The organism is Staphylococcus kloosii, from assembly GCF_003019255.1.
GTDB classification, from domain to species: domain Bacteria; phylum Bacillota; class Bacilli; order Staphylococcales; family Staphylococcaceae; genus Staphylococcus; species Staphylococcus kloosii.
This window is the reverse complement of the sequence record NZ_CP027846.1, coordinates 157,254-182,056: the sequence shown is the minus strand read 5'-3', so window position 1 is coordinate 182,056 and position 24,803 is coordinate 157,254. Positions and strand designations below refer to the sequence as shown.

The 24,803-nt window shown below is 31.8% G+C and carries 25 protein-coding genes; 16 read left to right on the top strand and 9 right to left on the bottom strand.

Annotated features, from left to right (window positions below):
• Positions 1–126: 126 nt before the first annotated feature.
• Complete coding sequence (locus C7J89_RS00955) at positions 127–534, top strand: YjdF family protein (protein ID WP_103295204.1); 408 nt, start codon at positions 127–129, stop codon at positions 532–534.
• Between the two features lie 22 nt (positions 535–556).
• Here the strand turns inward: C7J89_RS00955 and C7J89_RS00950 are convergent, their stop codons facing one another.
• The gene (locus C7J89_RS00950; RefSeq protein ID WP_103295205.1) at positions 557–1,216 is read right to left on the bottom strand and encodes an HAD family hydrolase; all 660 of its coding nucleotides are present in this window, start codon (positions 1,214–1,216) and stop codon (positions 557–559) included.
• 276 nt (positions 1,217–1,492) lie between these two features.
• Between C7J89_RS00950 and C7J89_RS00945 the strand changes: the two genes are divergently transcribed.
• From C7J89_RS00945 to C7J89_RS00920, 6 genes are all read left to right on the top strand, one after another.
• Positions 1,493–1,993, top strand: a complete 501-nt coding sequence (locus tag C7J89_RS00945; protein ID WP_103295206.1) for a hypothetical protein — start codon at positions 1,493–1,495, stop codon at positions 1,991–1,993.
• Positions 1,990–3,120, top strand: coding sequence for an efflux RND transporter periplasmic adaptor subunit (locus C7J89_RS00940; RefSeq protein WP_103295207.1), 1,131 nt, complete (start codon positions 1,990–1,992; stop codon positions 3,118–3,120). Before C7J89_RS00945 ends, C7J89_RS00940 begins: the two co-directional genes overlap by 4 nt.
• The gene (locus tag C7J89_RS00935) at positions 3,117–3,797 is read left to right on the top strand and encodes an ABC transporter ATP-binding protein (RefSeq protein ID WP_103295208.1); all 681 of its coding nucleotides are present in this window, start codon (positions 3,117–3,119) and stop codon (positions 3,795–3,797) included. Before C7J89_RS00940 ends, C7J89_RS00935 begins: the two co-directional genes overlap by 4 nt.
• Positions 3,794–4,981 (top strand): ABC transporter permease, encoded by a 1,188-nt coding sequence (locus C7J89_RS00930; protein ID WP_103295209.1) that lies wholly within the window; start codon positions 3,794–3,796, stop codon positions 4,979–4,981. The genes C7J89_RS00935 and C7J89_RS00930 overlap by 4 nt, the downstream gene beginning before the upstream one ends.
• A gap of 138 nt (positions 4,982–5,119) precedes the next feature.
• Entirely contained in the window at positions 5,120–5,458 is a 339-nt protein-coding gene (locus tag C7J89_RS00925; RefSeq protein WP_061854232.1) for a winged helix-turn-helix transcriptional regulator, read from the top strand.
• Positions 5,459–5,564: 106 nt separating this feature from the next.
• On the top strand, positions 5,565–6,062 hold the full coding sequence (locus C7J89_RS00920) for an SRPBCC family protein (RefSeq protein ID WP_103295210.1): 498 nt from the start codon (positions 5,565–5,567) through the stop codon (positions 6,060–6,062).
• A 40-nt stretch (positions 6,063–6,102) separates the two neighbouring features.
• Here C7J89_RS00920 and C7J89_RS00915 read toward each other — a convergent pair whose 3' ends face one another.
• Positions 6,103–6,660 carry an NAD(P)H-dependent oxidoreductase gene (locus C7J89_RS00915; RefSeq protein WP_103295211.1) on the bottom strand — a complete coding sequence of 186 codons (558 nt, stop codon included), beginning with the start codon at positions 6,658–6,660 and terminating at the stop codon, positions 6,103–6,105.
• On the bottom strand, positions 6,653–7,066 hold the full coding sequence (locus C7J89_RS00910; protein ID WP_061854235.1) for a MerR family transcriptional regulator: 414 nt from the start codon (positions 7,064–7,066) through the stop codon (positions 6,653–6,655). The genes C7J89_RS00915 and C7J89_RS00910 overlap by 8 nt, the downstream gene beginning before the upstream one ends.
• Before the next feature lie 551 nt (positions 7,067–7,617).
• Between C7J89_RS00910 and C7J89_RS00905 the strand changes: the two genes are divergently transcribed.
• Positions 7,618–8,973 carry an amino acid permease gene (locus tag C7J89_RS00905; protein ID WP_061854236.1) on the top strand — a complete coding sequence of 452 codons (1,356 nt, stop codon included), beginning with the start codon at positions 7,618–7,620 and terminating at the stop codon, positions 8,971–8,973.
• A gap of 155 nt (positions 8,974–9,128) precedes the next feature.
• Here C7J89_RS00905 and C7J89_RS00900 read toward each other — a convergent pair whose 3' ends face one another.
• Positions 9,129–9,992, bottom strand: a complete 864-nt coding sequence (locus C7J89_RS00900; protein ID WP_103295212.1) for an SDR family oxidoreductase — start codon at positions 9,990–9,992, stop codon at positions 9,129–9,131.
• Positions 9,993–10,499: 507 nt separating this feature from the next.
• Between C7J89_RS00900 and C7J89_RS00895 the strand changes: the two genes are divergently transcribed.
• The 4 genes from C7J89_RS00895 (at position 10,500) to C7J89_RS00880 (ending at position 14,700) form a co-directional block, all read left to right on the top strand.
• Positions 10,500–11,201: a transglycosylase family protein gene (locus C7J89_RS00895; RefSeq protein ID WP_103295213.1), complete on the top strand. Its 702-nt coding sequence runs from the start codon at positions 10,500–10,502 to the stop codon at positions 11,199–11,201.
• Between the two features lie 597 nt (positions 11,202–11,798).
• The gene (locus C7J89_RS00890) at positions 11,799–12,860 is read left to right on the top strand and encodes an LLM class flavin-dependent oxidoreductase (protein WP_103295214.1); all 1,062 of its coding nucleotides are present in this window, start codon (positions 11,799–11,801) and stop codon (positions 12,858–12,860) included.
• A 12-nt stretch (positions 12,861–12,872) separates the two neighbouring features.
• Positions 12,873–13,439, top strand: coding sequence for an NADPH-dependent FMN reductase (locus C7J89_RS00885; protein WP_103295215.1), 567 nt, complete (start codon positions 12,873–12,875; stop codon positions 13,437–13,439).
• A gap of 154 nt (positions 13,440–13,593) precedes the next feature.
• Entirely contained in the window at positions 13,594–14,700 is a 1,107-nt protein-coding gene (locus C7J89_RS00880; protein ID WP_103295216.1) for an epoxide hydrolase family protein, read from the top strand.
• Positions 14,701–14,788: 88 nt separating this feature from the next.
• Here C7J89_RS00880 and melB read toward each other — a convergent pair whose 3' ends face one another.
• The 3 genes from melB to C7J89_RS00865 all read right to left on the bottom strand — a co-directional run bounded on the left by melB (position 14,789) and on the right by C7J89_RS00865 (position 18,615).
• A complete protein-coding gene (melB, locus tag C7J89_RS00875; protein ID WP_103295217.1) occupies positions 14,789–16,174 on the bottom strand; it encodes a melibiose:sodium transporter MelB in 1,386 nt (461 codons plus the stop codon).
• Between the two features lie 85 nt (positions 16,175–16,259).
• Complete coding sequence (gene melA / locus C7J89_RS00870; protein WP_103295218.1) at positions 16,260–17,558, bottom strand: alpha-glucosidase/alpha-galactosidase; 1,299 nt, start codon at positions 17,556–17,558, stop codon at positions 16,260–16,262.
• Between the two features lie 172 nt (positions 17,559–17,730).
• Positions 17,731–18,615 carry an AraC family transcriptional regulator gene (locus C7J89_RS00865; RefSeq protein ID WP_103295219.1) on the bottom strand — a complete coding sequence of 295 codons (885 nt, stop codon included), beginning with the start codon at positions 18,613–18,615 and terminating at the stop codon, positions 17,731–17,733.
• A 608-nt stretch (positions 18,616–19,223) separates the two neighbouring features.
• Here C7J89_RS00865 and C7J89_RS00860 point away from each other — a divergent pair.
• Positions 19,224–20,045 (top strand): squalene/phytoene synthase family protein, encoded by an 822-nt coding sequence (locus C7J89_RS00860; protein ID WP_048794537.1) that lies wholly within the window; start codon positions 19,224–19,226, stop codon positions 20,043–20,045.
• Between the two features lie 342 nt (positions 20,046–20,387).
• Here the strand turns inward: C7J89_RS00860 and C7J89_RS00855 are convergent, their stop codons facing one another.
• The gene (locus tag C7J89_RS00855) at positions 20,388–21,569 is read right to left on the bottom strand and encodes an MFS transporter (protein ID WP_103295220.1); all 1,182 of its coding nucleotides are present in this window, start codon (positions 21,567–21,569) and stop codon (positions 20,388–20,390) included.
• A 132-nt stretch (positions 21,570–21,701) separates the two neighbouring features.
• Complete coding sequence (locus C7J89_RS00850) at positions 21,702–22,526, bottom strand: NAD(P)-dependent oxidoreductase (RefSeq protein WP_324254342.1); 825 nt, start codon at positions 22,524–22,526, stop codon at positions 21,702–21,704.
• Between the two features lie 130 nt (positions 22,527–22,656).
• Between C7J89_RS00850 and C7J89_RS00845 the strand changes: the two genes are divergently transcribed.
• The 3 genes from C7J89_RS00845 to C7J89_RS00835 all read left to right on the top strand — a co-directional run bounded on the left by C7J89_RS00845 (position 22,657) and on the right by C7J89_RS00835 (position 24,789).
• Complete coding sequence (locus C7J89_RS00845; protein ID WP_159031760.1) at positions 22,657–23,538, top strand: LysR family transcriptional regulator; 882 nt, start codon at positions 22,657–22,659, stop codon at positions 23,536–23,538.
• A 102-nt stretch (positions 23,539–23,640) separates the two neighbouring features.
• Positions 23,641–24,045, top strand: a complete 405-nt coding sequence (locus C7J89_RS00840) for a carboxymuconolactone decarboxylase family protein (protein ID WP_103295222.1) — start codon at positions 23,641–23,643, stop codon at positions 24,043–24,045.
• A gap of 363 nt (positions 24,046–24,408) precedes the next feature.
• On the top strand, positions 24,409–24,789 hold the full coding sequence (locus C7J89_RS00835) for a VOC family protein (RefSeq protein ID WP_103295223.1): 381 nt from the start codon (positions 24,409–24,411) through the stop codon (positions 24,787–24,789).
• Positions 24,790–24,803: the final 14 nt, after the last annotated feature.

Sequence of the window (24,803 nt, the reverse complement as noted above, 5' to 3'; positions counted from 1 at the left end):
TTAAGATAAATGTGGAAATGTAGAAACACAATTGGGTTGGTAGTCCCAATGCAAAGTATACTTTGTCAGTAACCTTCCTCCTCAGGTCGTCCATCATTTCTGAAAAATTTTTGAGGAGGCGACATCATGGACTTATCATTATTTCATAATGGCCAATTTTTCGTTGCACTTGTTGAATATAAGACAGAAGGGAAGTCTAAATTTGTTAAATATACTTTTGGTACAGAACCAAACGATGAACAAATATTAAATTTTATTCATTACAAGTTGTTACCGCTGTTAAATGCTACGCAGACGACGGTAGATACCAAAGTGAAAAGCAATAAAGTTAATCCTAAACGTATACAAAGACAAGTGGTTAAAGCACAACGAGCACCTAAAGATATAACTAAAGCACAGTTGGCGATTAAGGAAGAACAACAACTGCACAAGAAACAACGTAAAAAATTAAGTAAGGCAAAAAAAGATGCCTTTAAGGCACGTAAGCGTAAGATCAAACGTGAAAAAGCGAAAGCCAAACATAAAGGTAAATAACAAAAAGCGTCTAGCAGATATGCTAGACGTTTTTTAATAACGGTATTAGTTCGTCCAAATCATTGATAAAAGGCGTGTTACAGTTAGGTACAGCTTGATGATTTGTTTTCAATATAGCATGCATGCCGGCATTTTTAGCAGCTTGGTAATCACTTTCGAAGTTATCACCGACGAATAAACACTCATGCATTGATAAACCGAGATTTTTAGCGGCTTTTTCAAAAATTTGGGGATTTGGTTTTTTAATATTTTCTTGTTCTGATATTAAAATAGTATCTATATATGTATCCAATTTTAACGCTTTTATATTATGCAGTTGAAAGGGATACTTGCCATTTGTGATAATTCCTAATTTATAATTTTTAGCTGTTAAATCATGTAACATATTGAATAAATACGGAAAAGGCACACAATAATCACAAAAAGTAGTTATATAATCTTCTAATAATTCATCCTTCGTTAGACCTTGAATATTAAAATAATCGATTAGCTGGGCATAGACTTTGTCCTTCCACACGTAGCCATTATTATCAAAATCCATAAATTTACTTTTGAACTTAGCTTTTGATATATGACTTAAATAATCAATATATCGTTCATATTGTGCTTCAATAAAATGTTCAACAGAGGCTTGCCTATTTAATAATGTTTGATCCAAATCGAATAGGATTGCTTTAATCATATAATCCTCCTAATTCTTTCTTGCGTTAATTATGTACGAGTTAAGACTAAAAATTAAGCTCAAAGACAATATAACCCAAATAAATTTATACGGAGAAAGATTTTAAATTAGTTTATTATTATAATTTTCAGAAAATAGAGTTGTAAAAATTCATTAAATAATTTATATTATATATAAGACGAGGAGTTTGTAATACTAAGCTACAAATATTAATCTTTAAATTGAATATTACCCTCAATCACAACTTACCGAAAATAAAACATCAGGAGTTACAACATGAAAAAAATAAAATCACTTTCTTTCTATTCAGCTATAATGATTCCTTATTTATTATCTTGTTTGTTATATTTTTTCACTTTTATGTCCAAAGAATCTAACACTAGTAATGAAATTGACTCACTTAAAACGATGCTAGGAATGGATACTAGCCAATTTAATATCATCTTAATACTATTTATGACGATTGCGAATATCGTAATATTTTTCATCGTGTTTTACATATTAAAACTATTTATCTTCTTGTTTGATAAAGCGAAAGTTGCTAAAAACAAAGACTTATTTTTGTCATTGCTTATTGGATATACCGTTACAAATTTATGTGCATTGATTATTAATGATTTCTTTAATGTGCCGATTGATATTGCAGATAAGATTATGACATTTATGGATGTAATAATTTTTACAGGTCTATATTATTACTTTAGTAAATTGAAAAAGATAACTATCATTTTGTGCATTATTAAACTAATCATTTGTTTACCAGAGGTGTTACTATGATCAATAAATTTAAAAGGTTTGTTAAATCTACAAAAGGTAAATGGTTAATAGTCATCGCGCTCGTTTCAGTATTGTTAATTTATTTTGCAGTCAAAAAGGTAAATTCATTTAATAGTAGTAATAAAGAACAAGGTTATGATACCTACCAAGTTGAAAAGGTAAGTGCGCTTAAATTACAAGGAAAAGCGACGCCAAAGTTAATAAAAACATATAACAACAATAGTCAGATTGGGACGTTTATTAGTACTCGAGTTACCGATGGGCAAAAGGTTAAACAAGGAGAACCGTTAATAAACTATAATATTTACCAAAATAAACGCCAACAGCTCGTACAAAAAGTCGATGAAGCTCAGAAAAATGTAAATGATGATTATAAAAATATTAATAAAGAACCACGTAACAATGAACTACAAAAGAAATTAACGCAAGACCAAGTAGCGTTAAGTGAGGCACAACAACAATTAAATCAACACGATAGACAAGTGAACGACAGTATTTATGCGGCTTTCGATGGCAAAATAGATATTCAAAATAGTGGGAATTTAACTGATGGGCAGCCGATACTTCAACTTGTTTCCGACGAAGCACAAATTAAGTTCAAAGTTTCCGAATTTGATTTAGAGTCGATTAAAAAAGGTGACAAAGTAGATATCAAAGTCACGAATAATGGTAAAAAGGGTAAAGGAGAAATTAAAAAGATAGCTGAATTGCCTAAGAGCTATGAACATAAAGTGAGTGAACCACTCGCTGCAAGTTCAGATAGTGAAGATAAAGATGCTATAACGCCACATGAAAATCCAGTAGATTCAGACCCGAACGGTGGAAATGATGCAGAGGTGTCCAAATATACAGTTATTATTAATAATATTGACATACCATTACGTGCTGGATATTCAATTGAAATAACAGTGCCATTAGATGCAATTAAATTACCGAGTTCGGTGTTAACGAAAGATAATCGTGTATTCGTGCTAACTAAGGATAACAAAGTAGAAAAACGAGAGATTACTATAGATAAAGTGAACAAAGAAATATTTGTTAAAAAAGGATTAAAACCGGGAGATAAGCTTATCGTGGATCCTAAGAAGTCTTTAAATGATGGAGACAAAGTTGAGGTGGCTTCATGATAAAACTTATAGATATTAATCGTTACTTTAAAAATGGTAATGAAGAAAATCATATTTTAAAAAATATTAATTTTCATATTAAAGAAGGCGAATTTATCGCGATTATGGGTCCATCAGGCTCAGGGAAGAGTACTCTGATTAATATTTTAGGCTTTGTAGATCGTGGTTACGAAGGTGAATATCTTTTTAATGGAGAGAATTTTAAAAAAAGCTCGGATAATCACTTGGCTAAAATAAGAAATAAAACTGTAGGCTTTGTATTCCAAAATTTCAAATTGATCCAAAATAATACTATTTTAGAAAATGTCAGTATTCCTTTAGTTTATGCTGGTTTAAATTCTCAAGAGCGTAAAAAAAGAGTAATACGTACACTTAATGATGTTGGATTAGTTGATAAGGAAAATCTAGTGCCTAATAAATTATCTGGAGGTCAACAACAACGCGTAGCAATAGCGCGTGCAATCATTAATAAACCGAAATTTATTATTGCCGATGAACCAACGGGAGCTTTAGACTCCGAAACCTCTAAAGATATAATTGAATTATTTATCAAGTTAAATCGAGACCACAAGACAACGATGATTTTAGTTACTCACGATCGCAAAGTTGCGGATAAAGCAGACCGTATTATTCACATTCTAGATGGTCGCATCCAAAGAGAAGAGGCGGTTGAATGAAAAATTTAGCTAATATTATTGTCACTTCAATTAAAGCAATTTTAAAAAATAAGCGACGTAATATTTTTACGATGATAGGTATTATTATCGGTATTTCGGCAGTAATTACTATCATGTCTTTAGGTAATGGTTTTAAAAAGACAGCCACTGATGAATTTTCAAAATCGGGTATCAGTAAAGATTCAGCGCTCATAACGTATTTTACAGAAAGTGGCGAAGCGGTGAAGAAAAACCCATTTAGCCAACAAGATATTGATATAGCACGACAAGTTGACGGTATCACTGAGGCAAAGATTAAAATAGATGATAAACAAAGTTTTACTGTAAAGGCGACAAATATTAATAATAGTGATGAACCTACTATAGATTTGAGTGTTGCAAAAAAGAATAAAATAGAAAAGACAACTGAAGGTAAAGGTTTTGGAGCAATAGATAATAACTTAAAGAAAAAAGTTGTCGTTGTGAATGATGAAATTGCTCACGGAACTTTTGAAGGGAATGCCATAGGCCAAACTTTATATATAGACGGGCAAGGATATAAAATTGTAGGCATTGCTAACGACCCTTTACACCCTGCCAATGTGTTTATGCCTTCAAAAACGTTTGATCGATATATGAATAATTTAACGCAAGATTATCCTGCTTTACAATTATCATTAGTAGAGGGTGTACAGAAAAAAGATGTCGCTAGGAAAGTTGTTGATGAATTAAATAAAAATGGTACAGGCATTGGGGCGGGTAAATATAACTATGAAGATAACGAAAAGATTCTAAAAGAAATTACGCAAATCTTTGATAGCATTACTTACTTTGTTGCTGCCGTAGCAGGTATTTCATTATTCATCGCAGGTATAGGTGTAATGAACGTAATGTATATCTCAGTTAGCGAACGTACAGAAGAAATTGCCATAAGACGTGCTTTTGGAGCCAAGGGACGAGATATAGAATTTCAATTCTTAATAGAAAGTATTATTTTGTGCGTTATTGGAGGCTTAATTGGCTTGAGCTTAGGCATCGCCATTGCTGAAATTGTAGCAGCAGTCACACCAGAATATATTCAGAGTGTCGTCAGTCTAACCTCTGTAATCATTGCGGTGGGTGTATCAACACTTATTGGTATTATATTTGGCTGGGTGCCGGCACGCTCTGCAGCCAACAAAGAGCTTATAGATATTATTAAATAAAATTATTTTATTTTAATAAACAAACCTCTTAATCTAATTTAAGGGGTTTTTGTAATATAATAAGAGTGTTAATAGATTATAAAATATAAGACATTGTCGTTTTATAAAATCACGAACTCTATAATAGGAGGATTAATTATGAAAGATAGATTGTTTAATTGTCCGGTCGAAGCAATTATTAGTTTAATTGGAGGTAAGTATAAACCTATTATTTTATGGTACTTACTAGACGATACGTTAAGATTCAATGAATTACAAAAACGATTACCGCAAGCGACACCCAAAATGCTAAGTCAACAGTTGAAAGAGCTACAACAAGACGGCTTTATTGAAAAAGTGATTTATCCAGAAGTACCTCCAAAAACAGAATATTACATTACAGATTATGGCAAAACGCTAGAAACAATTTTAAATGAAATGTGTAATTGGGGCGAAACATATATGGGCGATTACATTGTTAAAAATAGCAATCAATAATACTGTATAGTTACTTTTTTGATAGTAACTTACAAAAAAGTGCAATCTTCTCAAGCGAGTAAGACGGTGGTATGCTTACTTCGACTTTAATAAGAGGAGAGATAAAATGTTAAATGAAATTAACTGGCCACAAAAATGGCTACCAGGCATAACTGATAATTTTGCTTCCAATGAAATAATAGTAAAAGATTTAGCGTTTGAAAATGTTATAGAAAATCTGATTGATACTTCAAAATGGGAACAATATTATGCAAACAGTAGCGATATAAATATGTATAATCAGTCATCAACTAAATTACAACAAGATACACGATTCAAATTTAAGACTTTTGGATTTGATATAGAAGCGGAAATGGAAGAACTTGTGATCGAGGAAAATATAGCTCGTATTGCTTGGCATGGTTGGAACAATGCGACAGGAGATGAGTTTTTAGACGTCTATCACGCTTGGCTTATCGAAAAACTACCACAAGACAGATTAAGAATATTAACACAAGAATCTCAAATTGGTGCACCTGCGAAAGCAATGGCACAAGACGAAAGCCATCCAATGATTAATGGTCATCAAGACTGGTTAGACTGCCTAGCAAAATTCTCAAAATAACCAATAAAGCCCCCTCCAATTCATTTGTGGCAGGGGGTTTTTAAACTTGTTTTGCTATTTGATGTGCTATGCTATTAATGCGTTTAGTGATTTTGTATCTTTGTTGCTTACTTCTATTTAAATTATCTAAATGATATGTTTTGATATTATAAATACCTGATAGATGTAACGGATATTTAAGTACTTGATAACCTAGTCTTTTATTTAATTTATGGAATATTTCGGGTCCACCCTGGGTGTAAACAATAATTGCTTTTTTATTTTTCCATAACCCTTTTTTAAAATATTGTTTTTCTTTAAAACTAAAAGCATACTCTGGCCAAAATACTTGGTCTATAAAGCTTTTCATAATAGGTGTCATATTGAACCAATATAATGGATATATAAATATTAGTGTGTCAGAAGAATGAATACTTTCGATAAGTTCCATTTGCTGTTCCGTTATTTGAGAGTGGTAACCATGAGGTAAGGTTAATGATATATTTTCATATTGTAAATTAATATTGCGGATATTGTTGTTATCTAATTGACTTAAAATTGATTGATAAATATCAAAGCAAATACCTTCATGATTGCCCCCATAAATAATACTAATCATGTTTATCATGTCTCCTATCTAATTTTGAAAATATTGCAGCTTTATTTACTTCATATTGCTCATTTCTGCTAAGCTCATGTAGTTCTTTCATTTTTGAAAGTATCAGTTGTTGTTTTTTGAGTCTTTGTTCAGTTCTTTGAATTATTTTAGCGATAAATTCAGTAGAATTTTCATTACATTGCTTTGTAACTGGCTTGTGAAATAACGATATTATATATTTTATTTCGCTTAATTCTAAATCCAACTCTTTTAAATCTAGAATCATCTGCAATTCAAATAATGTATCATCATCAAAGAAACGATATCCATTGGGATCTCTAGTTATGGATAGTAACCCTGATTTTTCATAATATCGAATTTGTGATTTTGGTATATTTAATCTTTTGGAAACCTCATCTATTTGCATTTCAACAACCTCCTAAAAACAATTTATCATTAAAGCATAGTTTAAGGTCACCGCCTTTTCATGAGCTAAGTTAAAGAAACTATTGTGGCTTGAGTGTAACAATATATTTTTGTAGATAATAATTCCAAAACCATAACTATTATCTACAGTATTTAAGGAAAATTCAGAATATTATTGTTGAGAATAATTTGAAATAGTAATATGATATACATATTGTTTTTTTAGGATGTTTTATAAGTATTACTATTAAGCATAATAGTTACTCTACAATGTATTGAATTTAATATTAGGTTAGCAATTGCTTATATCAATGACACTGATATATCTATAATTCCAACTATTTCCATACGAATAGTTTTGTTTAAAGTTTGATAATGTGTTTAACATTAACTTCTCTAATATATGGATGAAGTTTTTTTATTGCCAAAATTATTGCTAAACAATACTAAAATAACGGAATTAAAGCCATTTTGTAGAGTGAGAATAAGCGTATGAACTAAAGACAATACATAAATACTACAGTTTTATTATTTAGGAGAGAGTGAACAGAAATGAAAGATCATGAATTGCAACGTAAAATGACCAATCGACATATTCAGTTGATTGCCATTGGGGGAGCGATTGGCACAGGATTATTCTTGGGTGCAGGTAAAAGTATTTCTTTAGCCGGTCCATCCATTTTATTAGTATATATCATTATTGGATTTTTCTTATTTATCATGATGAGAGCGTTGGGAGAATTACTATTATCGAATAGTGAGTATAATTCGTTTACTGATATTGCAGAACATTATTTAGGTCATTTATTTGGATTTTTGACAGGCTGGACCTATTGGTTCTGTTGGGTAGCCACGGGAATTGCAGATATAACAGCGGCTGCTAAATATATTCAATATTGGTTCCCAGACATACCGCTCTATATCTCAGCGGTCGGGACGGTATTGATTTTATTAATCTTAAATTTAATGACAGTACGACTTTTTGGAGAAGTTGAGTTTTGGTTTGCCCTAATTAAAATTATTGCGATTGTTCTATTGATAGTGATTGGTTTATGGTTAATCTTAACTGGCTTTAAATCCAGCACAGGTATTCAATCAGGTTTCCATAACTTATATACACACGGTGGACCTTTCCCGAACGGGGCAATGGGCTTTTTACTCGCATTTCAAATGGCCGTCTTTAGTTTTGTCGGTATTGAACTCGTTGGTGTGACATCACGTGAGACTAAAGATCCTGAAAAGAACTTACCTAAAGCGGTAAACTCATTAGGGTATCGTATTTTAATATTTTACGTCCTTAGTTTATTAATTATTATGAGCATTACACCATGGAACAAAGTTTCTGCAACAGAAAGTCCATTCGTTAATTTATTCGTCTTAGCAGGTATTCCTGCAGCGGCAGGCATTGTAAACTTTGTAGTGTTAACATCAGCTGCAAGTGCTGCGAATAGTGGACTATTTAGTAATAGTAGAATGGTTTACGGGTTAGGTAGTACGGGCCATGCACCTAAAATACTTGGGAGAATCAATAAACGTGGTGTACCATATCCAGCATTAATTTTTTCAGGCGTCGTGCTCTTTTTCTCAGCAATACTAAATTACTTTATTCCAGATGAAGTATTTACCTTAGTAACGACACTAGCAACGATCTTCTTTATTTTTATCTGGTCAATTATTTTAATTTGTTATATTAAATATAGAAAAGAAAATGCCGAATTACACAAAAAATCAATATTCAAAAACCCATTCGGTATCATTGGCTCATATGCTGCATTAGCATTTTTCGTTTTTGTTTTGGTCATGCTGTTATTTGCCGATGACACGCGTATCGCATTATTTTATTCACCGTTGTGGATTATTTTATTATTAGTCGGTTATTACTTTAATCAGAAGAAAAATAAAAATTAATAATATTTAAAACCTGCTAAATCCAAAATTAATTGGATTTAGCAGGTTTTTTATAAATATGTGTTATTAAAATAGAAAAGTTTTGAAGAACTTATAATCAAACAAGCTTTCAACTGAAAATATTTTAATGCCAATCTTAATAACACTAAAAGCTATTACTTATCTTCAAAATGTAAGTAGTTTGCTGTTAGATAGTTTTCAAATGTTGTCGGTTTTTCGCCTGTAAGTTCTTCTAAATCATTTGAATTTTGATCTAGTAGACCCATTTCTCCAGCTTTATACATAGATGCTAATAATGCACCAAATCCTTTTGGCTCATCGTACATTTCCGCGAATTCTTCTAATGAAACCGGATCATACACGATTTGTTCACCTGCAACATCGGTTAAAATTTTTGCTAATTCTGTCATTGTGTATGAATAACCAGATAATAAGTAACGTTTTCCTAAAAGATGAGGATTCTTAAGAAGTGCTACGACGCCTTTGGCTATGTCATTTCTAGAAATGTAATTAATGCTACCTTCACCAACGGGATAAATTAATTTACCCATTTTTTTAAGTTCAGATAAGTAAGGGACAAGAGGGTCCATGTACATTGCCATTCTAACGTAAGTATAATTTATGTTACTAGATGCAAGTAATCTCTCTGCATAACCAAAGTAAGGACTCATGTGGAAAGGATTGTTGTGTTGATCTGCATAATATCCAATAAACATTATATGTGATACATTGGCGACTTCTGCAGCGTATACTAAATTTTCTACTTCTGGTAAACGTTTGAACGAGGGGTGAATAATACTAGGAATAAAAACAACTAAATCTATACCTGTAAATGCTTGAACCATACTCTCTTTGTCAAAATAATCCAATTGTTTAATATTAAGCGATTCTCTCCATTTTTCTGGTACTTTGTTTATATTACGAACACCAATATTAAAGTTCGCAATATTTTCATCAAGTGATTGATTAGTTATGAAGCTACCTAGATTTCCTGTGGCGCCAGTTAATAAAATATTCATTTTTATAATCCCCTATCTTAAAAATAGTTGAATGTTACAGCTAAAATATATAGCTCCATCTATATTTTGTCAAAAAAGACTGTTGCTCTATAAATAGTTCTACAATTAAAACTTTTTATAAATATTAGGCTTATATGATGTTATATCATAAGTTAGTTAACTAGTCCTTATAGTGAGTGAATAGCTTTTAGGCGTAATAATAACAACAGAAAATGTATTTCTATCCTTATTTTATAGTGGCCATTAAAATTATAAATTTTGTTTTAGAATGTGTGCAGATTACGAGAATATTACAATCAGTGGCTAGTTATTCATCGATCAAAACTTCTGTGCCAAAATTTTAAATATTACATGATATAAAAAAAGGACGATAATTGTAAAAGAATGAAATATCATTTTTACTTCACTGTAACTCACACAGCTTTTTTGCATGTTACATTGGGTTATGTAGTAAGTAACTAATAGCAAATAACGAGTAATAACCACCTATACAGGAGGATTTAAATAATGAAAAAAACAATTATTACTTCAACATTAGCTTTAGGTATTGGCGCTACAGGATTAGTAGCGGGTCATTCAGCAAACGCTGCAGAAAATAATGTTGATCAAGCAAAATTAGCACAACAAGCACAATCTAATTCAAATCAATTAAATGAATCTCCAATCCAAAAAGGTTCATATAACTATAACTTTACTCAAGATGGTACTAACTATAACTTTAAATCAGATGGTACAAACTTTACTTGGAGCTATAATGGCTATAACAATGGTTCACAAGATAGCTCAAATCAAGCGCAACAGAATTCAAACAGTGGTCAACAGCAACAAGCACAACCGCAAAAAGAACAATCACAACAAGCGCAAACTCAACAACAATCTCAATCACAACAAGAGCAACCACAACAAGCGAAGCAATCAACTTCATCTGATGAGTCAACGAACTCAAACGCAAGTGAAAGTAGTTCATCAAGCAATGTAAATGGTCATTTAAAACAAATTGCGCAACGTGAATCAGGCGGAGATACAAAAGCTGTTAACCCATCAACTGGCGCAGCTGGGAAATATCAATTCTTACAAACTACATGGGATTCTGTAGCACCTTCAGAATATAAAGGTAAATCTCCTACAGAAGCACCTGAATCAGTTCAAGACCAAGCGGCTCAGAAATTATATGATACAGAAGGCGCTTCACAGTGGGTAACTGCATAATAAAGCATGTATAACCACGTATTAGCGAGTGATAATCTCGCAGTATTATAAATTTAAACAAATTCTTATAAGGTAATAAGAAGAGTCTGGAGATAACATTGTCTTCAGACTCTATTTTTATTGGCAGTAGATGACTAAATTGAAAATGCGTTCGCCTCAAGTTTCTTTCGGCTCTAGTCATCCTTGCCGGTGTGGGACTACAAAATATTTTTATAAAAATAAGGTTTTTGCCCAGCTTTCAATTTGCGTATCATAAATAAAGTTACTTATACTTTTAATTTATGCGGTATTTAATTGTTTTGCTTTTTTTAAATAATGTTTATGAAAAATTATCAAAATTTTTTAATTAGCGATATGGACCATACAATAACTTGAAATTACAACTACTGACAGTTTTATTAATTCATGTGTTAAGATTAAGGCAAATTAAAGAAATAAAATAATCAAAAGTAAATGAGTTTAATGTTAATCATTAAACGCTACTACCAACCATAGAATTAGCAGTAAAGTTTTGCCAATTTAACTTTCATTAGTAAAAAGCATTTAACAGCGTAAATAAAGAAATAGACAAATAAATGAACTGTAGGAGTGTTTAATATGGGCAATTTAAAAATGAATGAAAATAACAAGCTTGAATTTGGATTATATTCTTTAGGCGACCATTTACTTAATCCACATAATGGTGAAAAGGTAAGTTATGAACAGCGTATCCATGAACTTATAGAGGCAAGTCAACTTGCTGAACAAGCTGGCATCGATGTTTTTGCGGTAGGTGAAAGTCACCAAGAACATTTTACGACGCAAGCTCATACTGTTGTTTTAGGTGCTATTGCACAAGCTACGAATAAAATTAAAGTTTCAAGTTCGTCGTCAATTATCAGTGCTGCCGACCCAGTAAGAGTGTTTGAAGATTTTGCAACGATTGATCTAATTTCAAATGGACGTGCGGAAATAGTTGCAGGTAGAGCATCACGCACTGGGATTTTTGATTTATTTGGCATTGATTTAAGAGATTACGATGAATTATACGAAGAAAAATTAAATTTACTATTAGAATTAAATAAAAATGATCGCATTACTTGGTCTGGTAAATATAGACCGGAATTAAGAAACATGAAGATTTTTCCAAGACCTGTTGATGATAATCTTCCAATTTGGAGAGCGGTTGGTGGCCCACCTGCGAGTGCAATTAAAGCAGGTCGTCAAGGCGTACCAATGATGATTACCACATTAGGCGGTCCTGCGATGAATTTTAAAGATTCTGTAGATCAATATCGTATGACTGCAGAGGAAGCTGGTTTCGATACATCTCCTGAGTGCCTACCAGTAGCAACGGCAAGTTTGTTTTATACGGCTGAAACATCACAACAAGCAATGAGAGAATATTATCCTCATCTTAATACGGGGATGTCATTTATTCGTGGTGTTGGTTATCCAAAGCAACAATTTGCAGCAGCGACTAACGAAAAAGAAGCACTCATGGTTGGCAGTCCTCAACAAATTATTGAGAAATTACTATATCAACATGAATTATACGGACACCAAAGATTTATGGCGCAAATAGATTTTGGGGGCGTACCTTTCGACAAAATCATGAAAAATATCGAATTAATTGGTAATGAAATTATACCAGCGGTTAACAAACATTTATCTAAATAGGGGTGTAATATAATGAAAATAGCATTATTATCTGGCTCGCCAATTGGTACGAAAACGCGAGTTGCAATAGATAGATTGCAAGAAGCACTAACAGAGCAAGAAGAAAATCATGAAATTACGTTATTAGATTTAAGAGATCTTGATATTCAACAACCTGATGGGCGCAATTATTTAGATACTGAAGGAGATACACTTTATCTAACAACTACATTAATGGAAGCGGATATTATTTTTATTGGATTCCCTGTCTTTCAGGCTGCCATTCCAGGCGCGCTTAAAAATGTTTTTGATTTGTTACCTGTTAATGCATTCAGAAACAAAATAGCTGGATTAATTGTTACTGCAGGTTCTTCAAAGCATTATTTAATTCCTGAATTACAATTAAAACCAATTTTAGGTTATATGAAGGCACACGTGATGCAAACGTATGTTTTTATCGAAGAAAGTGATTTTTCAAATAAACAAATCGTTAACGACGACGTACATTTTAGAATTACGACGTTAGCTCAAGATACGCTACGTATGGCAAGGGTATATAACCAAATACTCCAAGAGGAAGACGACCAATACGATTTTTAATCAGTAGGACATAGAAAATTTTATGCTGTAATAAGAAAAGCTTAAACGTTAGTGTACAGACGTTTAAGCTTTTTTATGTTCTAAACATGTAAGTAAGGGAATAACATAGAAATAGTATTTGTTTGCGCAAGAGATTATAAAAGTAGGTGATGACATGGAAAAATTTACGATTAAAATTAGTGAAAATGAAAAGAAGGATCTATCAGCTAAGTTAAGCAATATACGGTGGCCTAAAAAATTAAGTAATAACAATGATGTCGGTATAGATATTGAAAAAGTGAAAAGTATAGTTGACTATTGGCTAAATGATTATGATTGGAATGGTTTAGAAAAGCACTTAAATCAATTTAATAATTTTGTGACAGATATAAATCATCAAAAAATACATTTCATCTATGAACAAGGCCAAACGGCTATAAGACTACCGTTGATATTATTACATGGTTGGCCAGATAGTATATTGAGGTATACAAAAGTTATAAACAAATTAAAAGAAGGATTTGAATATCATGGCAACAAAATATCATTTGATGTTATTGTACCGTCTTTACCAGGATTCGGATTTTCTGGTTTAGAACAAGGGTTAAATAATAATGAAATAGCTGACGTCATGTATGCATTAATGTGTGACACATTAAATTACGACGAATTTATAGTTTCCGGTGGAGATGTTGGTTCAGGTGTAGCAAGGTATATGGCCGAAAAGTTCCCTTCAGCTATTAAAGGTCTGCACTTGACTGATGTCGGTATCATCAAGGAGTTAATACAGAAACAAGATAATTTAACCAATGAGGAACTTGATTATCAACAAAGGGCAAGTGACTTTTTCTCCAAAGAAACTGGATATATGAGCATACAGTCAACTAAGCCTCAAACTTTAGCATATGGACTTAATGATTCTCCAGCTGGATTAATTGCATGGATTGGTGAGAAATATTTTTCGTGGAGTGGCGACAACTTAGTGAGTATGGAAGATATTATTCATAATGTTTTTGTATATTGGCATACGCAAACTATTGCTACATCAATAAATGTTTATTTAGAAAATGCGAATAGACTGCCTCAATTAGGTCACATAGAGGCAACGACCGGGCTTTCACTATTTAGTGAAGATATTATGTTACCACCTTATGCTTACGTTGAAAAAAATTATAATTTAGTATATTACAATAAAGTAAAACAAGGTGGCCACTTTGCTGCATCCGAAGTTCCTAATATATTTACTCAAGAAATTATTAATTTTGTTAAAAAGATTATTTAAAGCTGTATATCAATCTAAATATTAAAACACCCCTTACAATTCACTGCAATAGTGTATTGTAGGGGCTTAATTATACTATAAAGTAATATTAGTAATTTTCATTATTGTGTTTCTTTTTATTTCTAAGATTTAATACTGAAACGATATCTTTTAAATAATCTCCTTTTAAATTATAGCTAAATCTATAAATAATATAGCTAATAATAACGCTAATAATAGGTAGTGCAATCATCACAAAGCGTAAGCCGTTTTTAGTATAATCACTCTGCACATGTCCAGGTTGATAACCAAAAAGTTCTAAACTCCATCCTGTTAATAATGCTGCTACTGCCATCGCTACTTTCATTAAAAATGTTTGTGTGGAAGTTATAACACTTTCATTTCGTTGACCGAATTTCATTTCACTATAATCAATAACGTCAGCAATAGAAACAGTTATTATTCCCATAATAAGCCCAGTTCCTATTTTAATTAATGCTGTTCCGATGATGACTGGTATCGCAGCGGTAGGGAATAAGAAGCTGGCGAAAAATAATATAATTAATCCTAAAGATAATGACACAGCCGCAATAGGAAAAGCATGTTCACGTGATAACCATTTAGAAACTTTAGGAAACATAAGTAAAGCTATAATTTCCATAAAGCCCATACCGTTATATAATGCGAATAAGAACTTAGATTCAGCCACATAACTGAAATAATATATGGCTACGTTGCCTAAAATTTGGATGCTTAAGAAAAATGTTACGAGTATACCAATATATGCGAGTAACTCTTTATTCATAAATAAAATTCGCCATATATCTTTGAAACGCAATGTAATACCTGTATCGATATTAGTCGGCGCTTCATATACATTTCTTACAGTAATAGTTATGGCAACGATAAATATCACTGCAATAATAACCGTTAACATAAAGAATCCAGTGGACTGACTACCATTGCCAAACGTATCAGCAAAAAATAAAACAACACTTAATCCTACAGTACCAACAAGTAGATTGGCAAAACTTGCAAACACACGTGGAATAATAGAAACTTCTTCTCGTTCTATTGGATTATTAGTTAAGTTTGGTAGCCATGACCAATAAGGGACGTCCATCATTGTATATGTCATTCCCCATAAAATATATAATATAGAAACAAATACATATAAACCTGTACCAGTTAAGCCGAAATTTGTGAAAAGAACGACTGTCACAACGGCGTTGGTTAATGTTCCGATGACTAACCATGGTCTAAATTTTCCCCATTTAGTTTTTGTTTTATCAACGATCATACCCATTACAGGGTCGTTAATCGCATCCCATATACGTGCTGCAAAAAATAAAGTTCCGACAAAACTAGCTGCAATGCCTAATACATCTGTGAAATAAAACATTAAAAATGTACCAGTCAGACCTACAACTAAGTCTTTACCAAATGCGCCAGTACCAAATGAATATTTTGCTTTACGGGTTACCTGTCTTTTCAAATAAAATCCCCCTTAATACTCACGCTATTTAAAGCGCTTACAAAATAGTGTGAGAAATTTTTTGTTTGAATGATGTTGCGTACTTTTAGCTGTAAGTAGGTAACCAATCACCATGTGCTTCAATTAAATCATCGCACAGCGAAATAATATCAGAAATTGATAATTCAGCTGCAGTATGTGGATCTAACATAGCGGCTTGATAAATTTTTTCTTTCTTTTGAGTTAACGCAGCCTCTATCGTTAATAATTGCGTATTAATATTGGTGCGATTAAGTGCAGCCAGTTGCTCTGGTAAGTCTCCAATATAAGTAGGATTAATGCCACTTGCATCAACCAAGCAAGGTACTTCAACGACTGCATTTTTAGGTAGATTACTGATTAAACCACCAGTATTCAACACATTGCCGCCAATTTTATATGGTTTATTTGTTTCCATGGCTTCGATAATATATGAGCCATATTCATGTGTACGTTCATGAGTGAGGTTTTGGTCATTAACAATATCATCACGCATATGTTGCCATTCTTCTATTTGGTTTACACAACGTCTCGGATATTCATCGAGTGGAATATTATATTGTTCAATTAACTCAGGATACTGACTTTTGATGAAATAAGGATGATATTCAGCATTATGTTCAGATGATTCTGTGACATAATATCCAAATTTATCCATTAATTCGAAACGCACCATGTCACTATGTGTGGATTGTTGCTTTGCTTTCGCACGTTTTTTAATTTCAGGATATAAATCTTCGCCATCACGTGTGATCTCAAGTAACCATGCCATGTGATTAATCCCGGCTATTTTTGATTGTATATGATCTGTAGGGAGTTCTAGCGATTCTAATAAATCACTGGCACAAACTTGTACACTGTGACATAAACCAACCGTTTTTATGCCTTCTTGTAACATGATATTCGTTAATACAGCCATAGGGTTTGTATAATTTAAAAACCATGCATCAGGACAAACCTCTTTAATATCTCGTGCAAATGCTTGCATTACAGGAATTGTTCTTAAATTACGAAAGATACCGCCGATACCTAATGTGTCAGCAATTGTTTGTCGAAGATTGTAATTTTTAGGGACTTCGAAATCAGTAATCGTCGCTGGATCATACCCACCAACTTGAATGGCATTTATGACATATTTTGCTCCTCTTAATGCTTCTTTGCGGTCTTGATATGAACGTACAGTTACAGTTGAATTCATACCTTTTTTAAGATTATTTAACATCATTTCCGAATCATTTAAACGCTCTTCATTGATATCAAATAATGCAAATTCAAAATCTTGTAAAGCATCTACTGTCATACAGTCACCTAAAACATTTTTAGCAAAAACAGTGCTACCTGCGCCTAGAAAAGTAATTTTTTTCATAATATATACCCCTTTTAGTAATGAATGATGGGTTCGAACCTCAGAAATATTAAACTTAGTCGTATTGAATAATTAAGTACTTAATATTCGCTATAGCTTATCTATAGATTAGAGATTATTTAATTACTATTCAACTGTAATTTTTTCTGAAAAGAGTAAAATATTGCTGTTCTTAATCCGTGAATATTTTATTTACTGACATCATTGTCGTATCTTTTCTATATTTACTAGGGGAGATACCGATTTTCTTTTTAAATACTTTACTAAAGTAGTTGGTAGAACGAAAACCGACTTCTTGCGCAATCCAATCGATAGTGACATTATTTTGTGATAAGTAAGGCAATGCGTTATTGATACGTATATTGGTTAAATAATTGATAGGCGTTTCGTTTACATATTTTTTAAATTGTCGAGTGAAATGATATTTGGATAGCTTAGAAATCTCGACGATATCTTCTAATGTGATGTCTTGCTTATAATTTTTTTCAATAAATTGAGTAGCTTTAACTATAGAAATTGGATAATCGTTTGGTCGCTTTAAGCCATATTCAAAATACTCAACACATTTCATAATAAACGAATAAGCTGCAATAGAACCAATGTAACTATTAGTTATGCCTGTAGTCTCAATGGTTTCTAAAGTTTTAAAGATGTGTTTAATTGGTTCTGAATGAAGCGGTAATGTAAAAATATGACCATGATTTTTAGTGATTTGATTAAATAATCTGCTAGCTTCTTCTCCAAATACTGTAAAATACAAAAACTCCCATTCATCCGACGCTTGAGGTAAATAATAGTTATGATCACTTGGAACTTGGACGAAAAAAGCATCGCCCACATTTAAAGTATATGTCTTATTTTTAATACGAATAGCACCTTGACCTTTTAAGGTGTATTGGAAAATAAAGATATTATTTTCGTTGCGAGTGAGGCCATTCCATTGATAGCTATGTTCTTGTTGAAGTTCATACCCAATCGAATTTAAGCCGACTACTTTATTTTGATGTTCCCCTGTAAATCTAAAACCATAGGCATTATGAGCAAAAAATCCCTCCATTGTTTAACCCCTCCCAATATCAAGCTTCTTTGATGATTTAAATAATATTAATATAACTAAAATATAGTAAAACGGCTAATTTAATTAAAACTGAGGTGCTACTTTTTTATAATCATGATGAAATCTATGTTCAAAGGTTTAATAATATCATGTTAGGTAGATTAAATTTAATTAATAATAGAATGTTAACTAAGTCTACTAAAATAGATCTAAGATTTTACAAAAAAACGATTTATTAACTTTTTATTTGTTAATTAAATGCTCTTATGATTAACTTAGTGGGGCAACACTATTTACCAATGTAAGAGAGATGACATTGATATTTTAGCGCAATATCTTATGTTATAATTAACCTATAAAACTAATAAAAATAATGCGTTTTTAAGTACTTATGATATATTGATGCTTATATGAATACGCATGTAGCATAGTTGATAAAAATATTAGCTACTAAATTCTCTAAATTTTAAGATAACTGTAAATATAAATAAAGTATCACTATGGCTTGAGTTCATAGTTAATTGCAAGAACGTCATAAAGTAAATTATTTTTAATAAACTGAGAGTCAGTTTGAAAGTTTCAATGTAGAAAAGGAGTGAGTAATAGCAGTGGTAAATAAAAAAGATTATAAAGATGCAATGAACATGTTAAAAGCAACAAGTCGTACATTTTATATTCCTATTACTTTTTTAGAGAAGGATTTAAAGGATGCAGTCGCTTCAGCATATTTAATATTACGTGCAGTTGATGAGATTGAAGATCATCCAGATATAAGTAATGACGTGAAATATACGGTGTTATTGCAAATAAGTGAATTATTTAAACAACCATTTGATGAAAATGCATATGCGTCTATCATTGCACCAATAAAAGATATTTTACCAGATGTATCAATTCGTTTAGGCGATTGGATTAAAGTATGTCCTGAAGCGGCATTACCTGCTGTAATGGAGCATTCTAGTGAGACTGCATATGGTATGTCTAAATGGTCTAAATTAAATTGGGAAATTCATACACGTGAAGATTTAGATGAATATACATACTATGTTGCAGGTTTAGTAGGCGTAATGTTGTCTGATTTATGGAGTATTTATGGTAATGAACAAACGGACAGAGACTTAGCAATTGGTTATGGCCGTGGTTTACAAGCTGTAAATATATTACGTAATGAACAAGAAGATTTAGATGAACGAAAAGTAAGCTTTGTCCCTGACGATTGGACACGAGACGACTTATTCGAATATGCAGAAGCTAATTTAGCCAAAGCTGACGAGTACATTAAAGCAGTTAAGAAAAGAAGTATCAAAATGTTTTGTCGTTTACCTTTAGTATTGGCGCATAAAACATTAAAAGCTATGAAATCAGGTCGCGAAAAAGTATCACGTGAAGAGGTTGAACAATCTGTAAAAGAAGTTCAAGACGAAGCATAAATTGACTTGAAATATAAGAGAAACCAAATGTTACAGGCATTTGGTTTTTTTATGTGTTTTAATGTTAATTGATAAGTAGTGTTGCTGCAGTAATTTTAATTAACAGCCTAGTCTTGTAGCTTTTAATAAGGCTAGGGTTGTCATTGTAATGACCTCATTTTCTGGGAATAAGATAAAAATACTATCGTTGTATTCATAATATAAACGAATTTATAACATAAATAAAAAGAGCGGGACAAAAATCTTATGTTTATAAGAAGGTGTTTGTCCCGCTCCCTGTATTAATTTATAGTTAATGAGTGAGTAGTAATGTTTGAATTTTATTAAAAAATATCGCGAAACTTATCTATATTGGCGGTCATAGCGTCCATAGAAGAAATAATAAGGGATTATTAATAATAGCATGATTATTCCTAAAGTGATATATAATCCTGCATATCCTAGATGAGGCACTATGAGTCCTAAGAAGTAAGGACCGAATCCGAGCCCTAAATCAAAGAAAATAAAGAAAGTAGATGTTGCTAAACCAACATTTTGAGGTTCTGCAACTTTTACTGCTATAGTTTGATGAGCTGAGAATAAATTACCATACCCTAAACCGATAATGATTGCAGCAATAAGTAACATGAAGCCTAAAGTTGAAAAACCAAGTAATATCATACCGATAAAGTATAAAATAATACATGGATAGACGATTATATTTGCGCCTTTTTGATCCATTAATTTACCAGTAATTGGTCTTGTAAGTAATACTACAACAGAATAGACAATAAAGAACATACTGGCATAACTTACAATGTTACGTTCTTCCGCAAAGAAACTTAAAAATGAAATTAAACTACTATACCCTAAAGCAAATAGTAAAATTAAAATTCCAATAGGTAAGGTTTTTATATCTATGAAATTTGAAATACTCCATTTACTTTTACTGTTAGATGAAGTTTCTTCGAATTTTTTGTTTTTGATTGACGATACAAAGGCAATGATCAGCGATACTAAAGCTAAAATAAAGCATAAAGCAAAAATAACCTGATAAGAGAAGTTTTGATTTAAAACTAATCCGAGGAATGGCCCGATTGCAGTCGCTACAGACAAACTCATACTGAAATATCCAATGCCTTCACTTTTACGTGAGTTAGGCGTAATCTGCGCAACTATTGTACCAACTGCGTTAGCAGCAATACCAACCGCAAAACCATTAACAAATCTACTTAATAATAAAATACCTATATTAAGACTAACGAAGTAAAGTAGTGTCGTTAATACAAATGCGATTAAGCCAATAATTAGCACTTTTTTAGATCCAACTTTATTGATAATATTTCCTGTTAGTAAACGACCGCCAACGGTTCCTATGATATAAATTCCGGATACTAAACCGGCGATAGATGGTGAAACATTAAAGCTGTCAGTAGCAAATGATGCCATTGTGACGATTAATAAGTAAAATATAGACATTAATATAAAGTTTATGGTTAACATTAATGTGTAATCTTTTGTCCAAATACGTTCTTTCGTGTTCATTCTTTGTTTAACTCCTTGATTTTACTATGTTTTTATTGCGAGATTGTTAATTTTTTCACATGATTAATTAAAAAATAAAGACTATCGCTATAGCCTTTATTTCATAAGTGAACATAAGTTTTAAAGTTTTGTTTATTTTTCATCATCCATAGAGTTATGGAGAACGTTAAGCACTAAACCACTTACAGGTACGAATGTTTTACGTTTTGTTGATTCTGAAATAACTGACGTTAAGTCTTTGTATATAGCATCTAAAGTGCCGTTATTTTTATATTCTTTAATTTCGCCCCAGTTGTTTGCTGCCCAACTGTTACCAGTACTTACTTCAACGATTTTCAATATATCAGACTCTTCTAAACCATAGCTGTCGCCGAATTTAACTGCTTCTGAAATACCTACCATGTTAATACCTAGTAACAAGTTATTAGCTAATTTTGCTGCTTGTCCTGCACCTATTTCTTCGCCTAAGTCAAATACGTGTGTACCCATAGCTTCGAAATAAGGATTTAATTTACTACGCAATTCGCTTTTACCTGAAGCAAATATAGCAAGGCTACCATTGTCCGCACCTGATAAGCTACCACTTACTGGCGCATCAATAATACTGAAATTAGCTTTAGTTACATCTTCTTCTAATTCAGACATAATTGTTGGGTTTAAAGTACTCATAACTACAACTGTCACATCTGATCTATTAGCCGAACTAATACCATTTTCACCAAAAATTACACTTTCAGTTTGTTCTCTGTTACGCACCATTGTAATAATAGCGTCGTCTACTTGTTCAACTACTTCTTTAATAGAGTCACAACCTGTGATGCCATCTTTTTCTAGCTCTTTGATTTTATCTTTATTTAAATCATACGCTAAAACTTGAAAACCTGATTTTTGTAAATTTATCGCCATACCAGTACCCATATTGCCTAAGCCTACAAAACCTATTTTTTTCATGAACACAACGCCTCCGAGTAAGTTGTTTAATTTATTTGATACTTTAATTGTAATATAACTCTATCTATGAGTAAAATGTATATAAGGAATGTTAATTATGAAAAAAAATCATAATGTTGTTGAAAGGAGTAATAGTATGGATATTAGGCAACTTAAATACTTTATTGCAGTAGTACAAAATCAAGGATATTCACGTGCAGCTGAAGCTTTATACTTATCCCAGTCTACATTAAGTAAAGTTGTGAAGAATTTAGAAGATGAGTTAAATACTACTTTAATAGATCGTTCAAATCATAAAATAGAATTAACTGAATCAGGTAAGGTAGTTTATCAACAAGGATTACAAATAATACATTCTATGGAGAATATCTCTAACCAACTATTTGGTATTGAAAATTTAAAGCAGGGGCATATAAATATTGGTATTCCTCCAATAACTGGGACCCTTTACTTTTCTAAAATAATAAAAGATTTTACCTATTTATATCCAAATATAAAAATTAATGTTACTGAGTCTGGGGCTCATAAAATTAAAGATAAGCTGTTAGATGGAGAAATTGATGTAGCAATTTCTATGGAGCTAAGTAAAGAGGCAAATTTAGAAGTTATACCTTTAATTAAAGACCCATTAGTACTTTACGTTAATAGGCATCATCCTCTTGCAGAGAAAGAAAGTATTGAAATGGATGATTTAAAAGCACAATCATTTATCACTCTTAATTCAGATTTCGAATTGCGAAAAGTATTCACTTACGAATGTTATAAACATGACTTTATTCCCAATATTGTATTTGAAAGTGCGCAATGGGATTTTATTTTAAAGATGGTAGATGAACAATTAGGTGTGGCAGTCATGCCGTATTCCTTATATAATTTGTTGAATTTTGACAATATCAAAACAATACCTATTAATAATGACGCTTTAGAGATGGACGTGAATTTTTTAGTAAAAAAACAAAAACCTATCTCAACCCCTTTAGCAACTTTTATAGATTTCACCAAAAATACGATCGAGTAATATGAAAAAAAGTCATAACGATTATTCTCAACATGAATTTAACGAATTGCGATTTTGCAACTATAATAATGGTATAGAGATTAATTAGGAGGCATAATTATTATGGAACAAGATTGTAATGAAATTGGTAAAAAAATTATGGATGATTTAACAGCAACAGATAATACAAATATTCCTACACACGCTAACATTGAGGAAGAATTAGGTGATGTAGCACCTGGTTTAGGAAAATATGTAACTGAATTTGCTTTTGGAGATATTTATTCTAGAGAAGGTTTAGATTACAGACAACGTGCTATTAGTACAATTTCAGCATTACTTACTTTAGGTACTGAACCTCAATTAGAATTACACATCAATGTAGCACTTACTGTAGGTTTAACGCCACAAGAAATTTCCGAAACAATTATTCATTTATTACCATACGTAGGTTTTCCAAAAGTGTTAAATGCGTTGAAAATTGTTAAAAAAGTTTATAAAGAACGTGGCGTAAGTTACGATTCTTAAGTTTGAGTCTAGTAAAGATATGAATATATAGTTAATAGCTCCTGTTAACCCTTCGTTGTGTAATGACGAAGGGTTTTTTGTTTTTTAAAATCGTGCTAAATAGTTAAAAGTCTATCCGTGTTACTACAGTTTTTTAAATGTTAAAGTGTAAATATACAAAATGTTTTAAGTGATGAAGAAAAGAGAACTATATTTTTAAGGTATGATGTCATAATTAAGAAAAAAGGAAACAGTGAAGTTTTTGTAGTATTTTTCATCCAATGATGAAGGTAAAATCGTATCTAGTAAGCAACTTTGTAAAGTATATGAAAAATAGGTTAAAGAATTAAGAAGAGTTTTATAATATAGAAATGAGATGATGAAATGAAATTAACAAATATTAGGTTGTTAACAGATAATTTTGAAAAGATGTTTGATTTTTATCACGATATTTTAAAGGTGACATGTGTTTTTGGAGAGCGCCAAGGTGTTTATGCTGACTTCGATTTCGATGGTACATACCTATCATTGTTCGACAAACAATTGATGGCAGAAGCGCTAGAATTCAAGGATTTCTTTGGCAATGACGATAATCACACACAAATTATAATTATTGAAGCAGACAATCTTGAAAATTTGTATAACGCATTGAAATCTAAAGTTAAAGTACTTGATGAACCGACAGAACAGCAAGCATGGGGCATCAAATGCTTCCATGTCTGTGACCCAGACGGTAATCTTATAGAATTTTATAAAGGGTTGTAAAATAAATCTAAATT

Bases quoted from the DNA above. Each gene is read 5' to 3' on its own strand.
- C7J89_RS00865 (WP_103295219.1), bottom strand. From the start codon at position 18,615: ATGGAGGGATTTTTTGCTCATAATGCCTATGGTTTTAGATTTACAGGG.
- C7J89_RS00900 (WP_103295212.1), bottom strand. From the start codon at position 9,992: ATGAATATTTTATTAACTGGCGCCACAGGAAATCTAGGTAGCTTCATA.
- C7J89_RS00890 (WP_103295214.1), top strand. From the start codon at position 11,799: ATGGGCAATTTAAAAATGAATGAAAATAACAAGCTTGAATTTGGATTA.
- C7J89_RS00835 (WP_103295223.1), top strand. From the start codon at position 24,409: ATGAAATTAACAAATATTAGGTTGTTAACAGATAATTTTGAAAAGATG.
- C7J89_RS00845 (WP_159031760.1), top strand. From the start codon at position 22,657: ATGGATATTAGGCAACTTAAATACTTTATTGCAGTAGTACAAAATCAA.
- C7J89_RS00895 (WP_103295213.1), top strand. From the start codon at position 10,500: ATGAAAAAAACAATTATTACTTCAACATTAGCTTTAGGTATTGGCGCT.
- C7J89_RS00905 (WP_061854236.1), top strand. From the start codon at position 7,618: ATGAAAGATCATGAATTGCAACGTAAAATGACCAATCGACATATTCAG.
- C7J89_RS00910 (WP_061854235.1), bottom strand. From the start codon at position 7,066: ATGCAAATAGATGAGGTTTCCAAAAGATTAAATATACCAAAATCACAA.
- C7J89_RS00915 (WP_103295211.1), bottom strand. From the start codon at position 6,660: ATGATTAGTATTATTTATGGGGGCAATCATGAAGGTATTTGCTTTGAT.
- C7J89_RS00955 (WP_103295204.1), top strand. From the start codon at position 127: ATGGACTTATCATTATTTCATAATGGCCAATTTTTCGTTGCACTTGTT.
- C7J89_RS00880 (WP_103295216.1), top strand. From the start codon at position 13,594: ATGGAAAAATTTACGATTAAAATTAGTGAAAATGAAAAGAAGGATCTA.
- melA (WP_103295218.1), bottom strand. From the start codon at position 17,558: ATGAAAAAAATTACTTTTCTAGGCGCAGGTAGCACTGTTTTTGCTAAA.
- C7J89_RS00935 (WP_103295208.1), top strand. From the start codon at position 3,117: ATGATAAAACTTATAGATATTAATCGTTACTTTAAAAATGGTAATGAA.
- C7J89_RS00940 (WP_103295207.1), top strand. From the start codon at position 1,990: ATGATCAATAAATTTAAAAGGTTTGTTAAATCTACAAAAGGTAAATGG.
- C7J89_RS00950 (WP_103295205.1), bottom strand. From the start codon at position 1,216: ATGATTAAAGCAATCCTATTCGATTTGGATCAAACATTATTAAATAGG.
- C7J89_RS00855 (WP_103295220.1), bottom strand. From the start codon at position 21,569: ATGAACACGAAAGAACGTATTTGGACAAAAGATTACACATTAATGTTA.
- C7J89_RS00920 (WP_103295210.1), top strand. From the start codon at position 5,565: ATGTTAAATGAAATTAACTGGCCACAAAAATGGCTACCAGGCATAACT.
- C7J89_RS00930 (WP_103295209.1), top strand. From the start codon at position 3,794: ATGAAAAATTTAGCTAATATTATTGTCACTTCAATTAAAGCAATTTTA.
- C7J89_RS00945 (WP_103295206.1), top strand. From the start codon at position 1,493: ATGAAAAAAATAAAATCACTTTCTTTCTATTCAGCTATAATGATTCCT.
- C7J89_RS00885 (WP_103295215.1), top strand. From the start codon at position 12,873: ATGAAAATAGCATTATTATCTGGCTCGCCAATTGGTACGAAAACGCGA.
- C7J89_RS00840 (WP_103295222.1), top strand. From the start codon at position 23,641: ATGGAACAAGATTGTAATGAAATTGGTAAAAAAATTATGGATGATTTA.
- C7J89_RS00925 (WP_061854232.1), top strand. From the start codon at position 5,120: ATGAAAGATAGATTGTTTAATTGTCCGGTCGAAGCAATTATTAGTTTA.